This window comes from Thauera terpenica 58Eu, assembly GCF_000443165.1.
GTDB lineage: Bacteria > Pseudomonadota > Gammaproteobacteria > Burkholderiales > Rhodocyclaceae > Thauera > Thauera terpenica.
The window spans coordinates 20,814-27,939 of the sequence record NZ_ATJV01000067.1 but is presented as its reverse complement, the minus strand read 5'-3'; the positions used below and the strand labels follow the sequence as shown (position 1 = coordinate 27,939).

Sequence of the window (7,126 nt, the reverse complement as noted above, 5' to 3'; positions counted from 1 at the left end):
CGGCGGCGTGGCGACCGGCGCGCGCGCAGGGCCTGTCGCCCGGCTTGCGCAGCACCGTGGAGCGCGCCGTGGCCGGCGAGGCGCTGGATGAGTCCGCCATCGTCGCGCTGTTCAACGCCGAAGGCGAGGACCTGCCGGCGCTGCTGGACGCGGCCGACCGGCTGCGCGCGGCCACCGTGGGCGACGGCGTCTCCTACGTCGTCAACCGCAACATCAACTACACCAACATCTGCGGCTACCGCTGCAGCTTCTGCGCCTTCGCCAAGGGCAGGGCCACGCAGGATCTGCGGGGCCCGGCCTACCTGATCGACACCGCCGAGATCGCGCGCCGCAGCCTGGAGGCCTGGACCCGCGGTGCCACCGAGGTCTGCCTGCAGGGCGGCATCCACCCGGAGTTCACCGGTCAGACCTACCTCGACATCGTCACCGCAGTGAAGGAGGCCGTGCCCGGCATCCACGTGCACGCCTTTTCGCCGCTGGAGGTGCTGCACGGCGCGCGCACGCTCGGCCTGCCGCTGCCCGAGTACCTGCGTCGCCTGCGTGACGCCGGACTCTCGACGCTGCCCGGTACCGCGGCCGAAATCCTGGACGACGAGGTGCGCGCGCGGATCTGCCCCGACAAGCTGAGCACCGCCGAGTGGCTCGACGTGATGCGGCACGCGCATGAGGCCGGGCTGCGCAGTACGGCGACGATCATGTTCGGGCATGTCGAGCGCCCGGAGCACTGGGCGCGCCACCTGTTGCGGCTGCGCGCGCTGCAGGCCGAGACCGGCGGCTTCACCGAGTTCGTCCCGCTGCCGTTCGTCCACATGGAGGCGCCGATGGCGCGCCGGGGCGCGAGCCGGCTCGGCCCCACGCTGCGCGAAGCGGTGCTGATGCATGCAGTGGCACGTCTGGCGCTTCACCCGCTGATTTCGAACGTGCAGACCTCATGGGTCAAGATGGGCGCGGCGGGCGCGGCGCTGTGCCTGCAGTCCGGCGCCAACGACCTGGGCGGCGTGCTGATGAACGAATCGATCACGCGCGCGGCCGGCGGCGTGCACGGCCAGGCGTTCTCCGTCGAAGCGCTGGAAGCGCTGGCTCACGGCATCGACCGGCCGGCCTGGCAACGTACGACCCTCTACCAGCGCGCTTTGGCGCGGCCGACAATAGCCACCCCCGCCTGCCCTGGGGCTCATTTCCCGATCCACATCACCACAGCGGAAGCCGCAGCCCATGCATGAGATCGTTGTCACCGGATCAAGCTCCGGCATCGGCAGCGCGGTCACGACCGCGCTGCACGCACAGGGCCGCACGGTGCTCGGCGTCGCCCATCACGGCGCCGAGTTCATCGCCGACCTCGGAACGACCGAAGGCCGCGTGCGCGGCCTCGACGAGACGCTGCAGCGCAGCGGCGGCGTGCTCGACGGCCTGGTCTGCGCCGCCGGTCTCGGGCCGACCGAGGATCCGGCGCGCATCGTCTCGGTCAACTACTTCGGCGTGCTCGCCTGCCTGGATGCGCTTCTGCCGGCGCTGCGGCGTGGTCGCAACCCGGCGGCCGTGCTGCTGTCTTCGACCGGAGCGGTGCAGGTGCCGGACGCGGACTCGCATCCGCTGGCGCGTGCGCTGGCTGACGGCGACGAGGAGCGCGCTCGCGCCGAGGCCACGAAGGCTGGCCAGCCGATGCTCGCCTACTGCCTCAGCAAGTATGCCGTCACCTGCGCGATGCGCGAGCGCGCGGCGACCTGGGCGCAGGCCGGCGTTCGCATCAACGCGGTTGCCCCGGGGCCGATCGAGACGCCGATGCTCGCCGCGCTGCAGGCCGACGAGCGCGTCCCGGAGGCAGCGCGCATGTTCTTGCCCCCCGTGGGCCGCTATGGCCGCGCCGAGGAAGTCGCCGATTGCGTCACCCACCTTCTCTCCCCGAGCGCCGCCTTCATCCACGGCGCGCTGCTGTTCATCGACGGCGGGATCGACGCGCTGACACGCCCGCACCGCTTCTGACGCGCCGAGATCGCGTCATGTCCCGCACCTGTCTGCCGCAGGAAGCGATGCGCAGCGGGCGCTGGCGCGCCCCGCCCGTTGTGCCCTTAGCCTAAACCACGGAGAAAACAATGAACTGCCGTCGTCTTGAAAACAAAGTGATGCTGGTGACCGGGGCGGCCTCGGGCATCGGCGCGGCCACCGCCACGCGCCTGGCCGCCGAAGGCGCCGTCGTCTGGGGCGGCGACCTCGCGCCCTGGGCCGAGTTGCCCGCCTGGGCTGCGGGCGATGCGGCGCGCTGCGCCCGGCTCGACGTCACCGACGACGAGGCCGTGGCAGCGCTGATCGAGGCCATCGTCGCACGCGAGGGGCGACTCGACGGCGTGGTTCACTCCGCCGGCGTGCTGGGCCACGGCACGCTGCACGAGATGGCGCCGGCTGCAGTCGAGCGCGTGCTCAGGATCAACCTCGAAGGCTCGCTCAACGTCGCCCGCCACGCGGTCAAGCCGATGCTCGCGCAGGGCAGTGGCAGCATGGTGCTAGTGGCGAGCGTGCTGGGCCTGCACGCGCACGCCGGCTCGGTCGCCTATAACGTGTCCAAGGGCGGCGTGGTCATGCTTGCCAAGACTCTGGCGGTGGACTACGGCACGGCGGGGGTGCGCGTCAACGCGCTGTGCCCGGGCTTCGTCGAGACGCCGATGACCGCGCCGGTGGCGCAGTATCCGGCCGCGCTCAAGCAGCTCACCGACTGGCACGCGCTGGGGCGCTTCGGTCGCCCGGAGGAGATGGCCGCGGTCGCCGCCTTCCTGGTGTCGGACGACGCCTCCTTCGTCACCGGCCACGCAATGGTGGCCGATGGCGGCTGGACGGCCGGTCAGCGCGTCATCGTCGAATAGCACGCGGACGCCCTGCATTAAGCACTCCCCCGTGACAAGGCCTGAAGGGTTTCCCTTCAGGCACCCGTGACATGCGGAGCTTGCCGGGACTGCCAGCTCACTGCGTGGCTTCCCCGAGCGCCTCCGTGGCCACCCGTTTTGCCCACACGTAGTTCGCCTTGCCCGCGGCCGAGCGCTGCACCTCCTCCACCTCCACGAAGTCCTTGGGCAGCTTGTAGCCTGCCAGATGCGTCCGACACATCTCGCGCAGCGCGTCGTGGTCGAGCTTGACGCCGGGGCGGGGGGCGACGATCGCCACCACTTTCTGCCCCCAGCGCGGGTCGGGCAGGCCGACCACGAGCGCATCGGCGAGGTGCTCGCTGCGCCGCAGGGCCTCCTCGACTTCTTCCGGGAAGACCTTCTCGCCGCCGGTATTGATGCAGTTGCTGCCGCGACCGAAAACGATGATCGAACCGTCTTCAGCCACCTTTGCCGCGTCGCCGGTGATGGCGTAGCGCGTGCCGGCAATGGTGACGAAGGTCTCGGCGCTCTTGATCGGGTCACGGTAATAGCCCAGCGGCAGATAGCCGCTGCGGGCGAGGATGCCGGTCTCGCCGGCGACGGCGATGCGCTCGCCGTCGACCACCACGCTGAGGTCGGGGCGGGCGGCGATCTGGATCATGCCGCCTGCGGCGGGTTTGGCGCCCATGCCGAGCTGGCCGCCTTCGGAAGAGCCGATGCCATCGCTGAAATAGATGTTGGCTGGCAGGAAGGGTCTGAGCGCATCCTTGATATGGGCGGACATCACCGCGCCACCGTTGCCGAACACGAACAGCGAGGACAGATCCCAGCGCCCGGGTTGGGCCTTGAGCGCATCCAGAATGGGCAGCGCCATCGCATCGCCCACCAGGGTGATGCCGTTGATCTTCTGCGTGGCGGCGATGTCGAGCACGTGCTCGGCGTTGAAGTGGTGCTGGTCGTTGAGCACCACGGTGTGGCCGGCGAACAGCGACACCATGGTCGCCCAGTGCGCCGCGCCATGCATCAGCGGCGCGACCGGCATGAAGCGCATCGGGTGGCTCCTGCGGATGCGCTCGGCGAGCTGCTCAGGGGTCTCGATCGGGCCTTCACCCGGGGTGTAGAACGCGCCCCCGCCGAAGCAGCCGAAGAAGAGGTCCTTGTGCGGCCACATCACGCCCTTGGGCTTGCCGGTGGTGCCGCCGGTGTACAGCAGCGACAGATCGTCGTCGCTGCACACCACCGCGCTCAAGGCCGCGGTGTCGGCGGACAGACAGTCCTCGAAAGCGACTGCGCCAGCAAGGGTGGGCTGGCCGCCCCCGCTGCGCACCTTGACCTTGAGTTCGGGTGCGGCGTCGAGCGCCTCGGCTACGCCGGTTTCGAGCTCGGCGCTGTAGAACAAGGCTTTGATGCCGGTGTTGTCGTAGATGTGGCGCAGCTCGTCGGCGACGTAGCGATAGTTGATGTTGGCGGGGATGGCGCGCACGCGGCAGGCGGCAAGAAAGGCTTCGAGGTATTCGACCGAGTTGTACATCTGCAGGCCGACGACATCGCCCTCGCCGATGCCTTGCTGGTGCAGCCAGGCCGCCAGGCGCTCTACGCGCGCGGCCATCTCGCCGTAGGTGTGGCGGGTGTCGCCGATCACCAGCGCGTCGCGCTCGGGAACGGTCTCGGCGGCGATGGCGAACAGGTCGGCGAGGCTGAAAGTGCGAGGATTCATGATGTCTCCGGTGTTCTTGTGTTGCGGCGTGATGATGCGATGGTGCTCGGGCGCTGAGGTGGGATACGAAGTACGTGATCTGTCCGGCAGGCCGGGCTAGATGACGCCGTCGGTCCTGAGACGGGCGATGGCGTCCGCGTCATGGCCGAGCTCGCGCAGTACGGCTTCGTTGTGTTCTCCGGCGCTGGGGGGTGGGCGCTCGAGTGAGAACTGGAAATCGCTCATCTTCACCGGAAAGGCAAAGTAGGGCGCTGTGCTGCCGTCGGGCAGCGGGGTGTTCACCGTCATCGCGCGTGCCTGAGTGTGCGGATGGCTGAGCACCTCGTCGATGCGCAGCACCGGGCTGACGCAGGCGTCCACTCCGGCCAGTGTCTGTGTCCATTCGGCGAGCGTGCGCGCCTGGATGATCCGGGCCACCTGGGCCTTGACCGCAGCGCCGGATTTGCCTGCAGCCCAGCCGCTCTTGCTCAGCTCGGGGCAGCCGGCAGCGGCGCAGAAGGCCTGCCAGAACTTGGGCTCGAGCGCGCCCACCGCGAGGTAGCGGCCGTCGGCGGTGGCGTAGGTGCCGTAGCAGGGCAGCGCGCCCGACAAGGTGTCGTGGCCGGCGGGCAGGGGCTGCTTCCAGCTGTGCAGGCTGGCCAGCGGCTGGGTGTTGAGGGCCATCGCACAGTCGGTCATCGACACATCGATGAAGCGCCCCTGGCCGCTGCGCTGGGCGTCGAAGAGGGCGGCGAGAATGCTCATCGCCGCCGACAGCGCACCGCCCGCCAGGTCGGCGATCGGAAAGTTGCCCGGATGGGGCTTGGCGCCGAGGGCTGCGCTCTGCTCGAGAATGCCGGCGTAGCTCTGGTAGTTGATGTCGTGCCCGCCCAGTTCTGCCAGCGGCCCATCCTGGCCGTAGCCGCTGATGGCGCAGTACACCAGCTTTGGATTGATCGCCTTGAGGGTGTCGTAGTCGATCCCCATGCGCGCCATCACGCCCGGGCGAAAGCCCTCGATCACGATGTCGGCGTCCTTGGCCAGGGCGTGCACGATCTCGCGTGCGCCCGCTGCGCGCAGGTTGATCGTCAGTGAGCGCTTGTTGCGGTTCACCGCCAGGAAGAAGTGCGAAATCGGCGTGCCTGCTGGCCCACGTCCGGCCTCGCCGCCTGGGGGCTCGATCTTGAGCACGTCAGCGCCCATGTCGGCCAGCTGCAGGGTGCACATCGGCCCGGGCAACAGTTGGGTGAAATCGAGCACCTTGACGCCGCTGAGAGGTTTCGTTGTCATCGTTGGGCCTTTGCGGGATGGATGGAAGCGGAGCAGCTCAGGGGCGCGCTCAGCTGCGCTCGAGCTCGCGGAAGGGGATCTTGCGGTCGGTACGGATCTCGCCGGGCAGGCCGAGCACGCGTTCGGCGATGACGTTGCGCAGGATCTCGTCGGTGCCACCCCCCATGCGTGCCCCGGGCGAACCCAGCCACAGACGCTGCATGTAGCGCCAGTCGCCGCCCAGCGCCTCATGACCGATGATGCCATCGGCACCGGCCAGCTCCAGCGCAAAAGCCGAGATGTCCTGCAGTGCCTTGGCCGCCACCAGCTTGGTGATCGACATCTCCGGACCGGGCGTCTTGCCCTTGGAGATTGCGGTCAGCCCGCGCGCGATGAGCAGTTCCACGCCGTGCTGCTGCAGGTAGGCGTCGGCGATGCGGGCGCGCACGCGGGCGTCGTCGATGGCGAGCCTGTCGTCCCAGTCGCACTGGCGTGCGAGCGCGATCAGGTGCTCATGCAGGTCGGTGGGCAGGTTGCCGCCGACCGACATGCGCTCCTGCATCAGCATGCTCAGCATCACCTTCCAGCCGCCGCACTCGGGGCCGAGGCGGTAGCGGTCGGGAATGCGCACGTCGGTGAAGAACACCTCGTTGAATTCCGACTCGCCCGACATCTGGTGGATGGGGCGCACTTCCACGCCGGGCGCCTTCATGTCGACGATGAACATGGTCAGGCCTTCCTGCTTGGGCTTGTCCCAGTCGCTGCGCGTGAGCAGGATGCCGTAGTCGCAGAAGTGAGCGCCTGAGGTCCACACCTTCTGGCCGTTGATGACCCAGTCCTCGCCGTCACGCACCGCTCGCGTACGGACACCGCCGGTGTCCGAGCCGGCGCCAGGTTCGGAGAAGAGCTGGCACCAGATCTCCTCGCCGGCCAGGCCGGGGCGCAGGAAGCGCGCCTTGAGCTCGGGCGCGGCCCACATCATCACCGTGGGCAGGCCCATGCCGATGCTGATCTCGAAGATCATGCCCGGCACCAGATAGGCGGCTTCTTCCTGTTGGTAGATCACCTGCTGCATGGGCGTGCCGCCACGGCCACCGGCTTCTTTCGGCCAGGCGATGGCGGCGTAGCCGGCGGCGGCCTTCCTGGCCTGCCAGGCCTTGGCGGCGGCGAGCTTGGCGGCATCGTCCAGGCCTTCGCCGAACATTTCGTCGGGGCGGCTGCGTGCACTGCCGTTGGCTTGCAGCCAGGCGCGCACTTCGGCGCGGAAGGCGGCTTCTTCGGGGGTGTCGCGAAAGTCCATGGG

Annotated in this window: 6 protein-coding genes; 3 read left to right on the top strand and 3 right to left on the bottom strand. The window is 69.2% G+C overall.

Translation table 11 applies throughout. The annotated features are described in order from the left end of the window. The 3 genes from cofH to M622_RS33230 all read left to right on the top strand — a co-directional run. Window positions 1-1,223, top strand: a 1,223-nt coding sequence (gene cofH, locus M622_RS33240; RefSeq protein ID WP_021249998.1) for a 5-amino-6-(D-ribitylamino)uracil--L-tyrosine 4-hydroxyphenyl transferase CofH, incomplete at its 5' end; no start/stop codon positions are given. Then, entirely contained in the window at window positions 1,216-1,983 is a 768-nt protein-coding gene (locus tag M622_RS33235; protein WP_021249997.1) for an SDR family oxidoreductase, read from the top strand. The genes cofH and M622_RS33235, both read left to right, overlap by 8 nt. A gap of 110 nt (window positions 1,984-2,093) precedes the next feature. Next, window positions 2,094-2,858 (top strand): SDR family NAD(P)-dependent oxidoreductase, encoded by a 765-nt coding sequence (locus M622_RS33230; RefSeq protein WP_021249996.1) that lies wholly within the window; start codon window positions 2,094-2,096, stop codon window positions 2,856-2,858. Between the two features lie 97 nt (window positions 2,859-2,955). Here M622_RS33230 and M622_RS33225 read toward each other — a convergent pair whose 3' ends face one another. The 3 genes from M622_RS33225 to M622_RS33215 form a co-directional block, all read right to left on the bottom strand. Further along, window positions 2,956-4,575 (bottom strand): AMP-binding protein, encoded by a 1,620-nt coding sequence (locus M622_RS33225; protein WP_021249995.1) that lies wholly within the window; start codon window positions 4,573-4,575, stop codon window positions 2,956-2,958. Window positions 4,576-4,671: 96 nt separating this feature from the next. Next, entirely contained in the window at window positions 4,672-5,844 is a 1,173-nt protein-coding gene (locus M622_RS33220; protein WP_021249994.1) for a CaiB/BaiF CoA transferase family protein, read from the bottom strand. 49 nt (window positions 5,845-5,893) lie between these two features. Then, a complete protein-coding gene (locus tag M622_RS33215; protein WP_021249993.1) occupies window positions 5,894-7,123 on the bottom strand; it encodes an acyl-CoA dehydrogenase family protein in 1,230 nt (409 codons plus the stop codon). Window positions 7,124-7,126 lie beyond the last annotated feature (3 nt).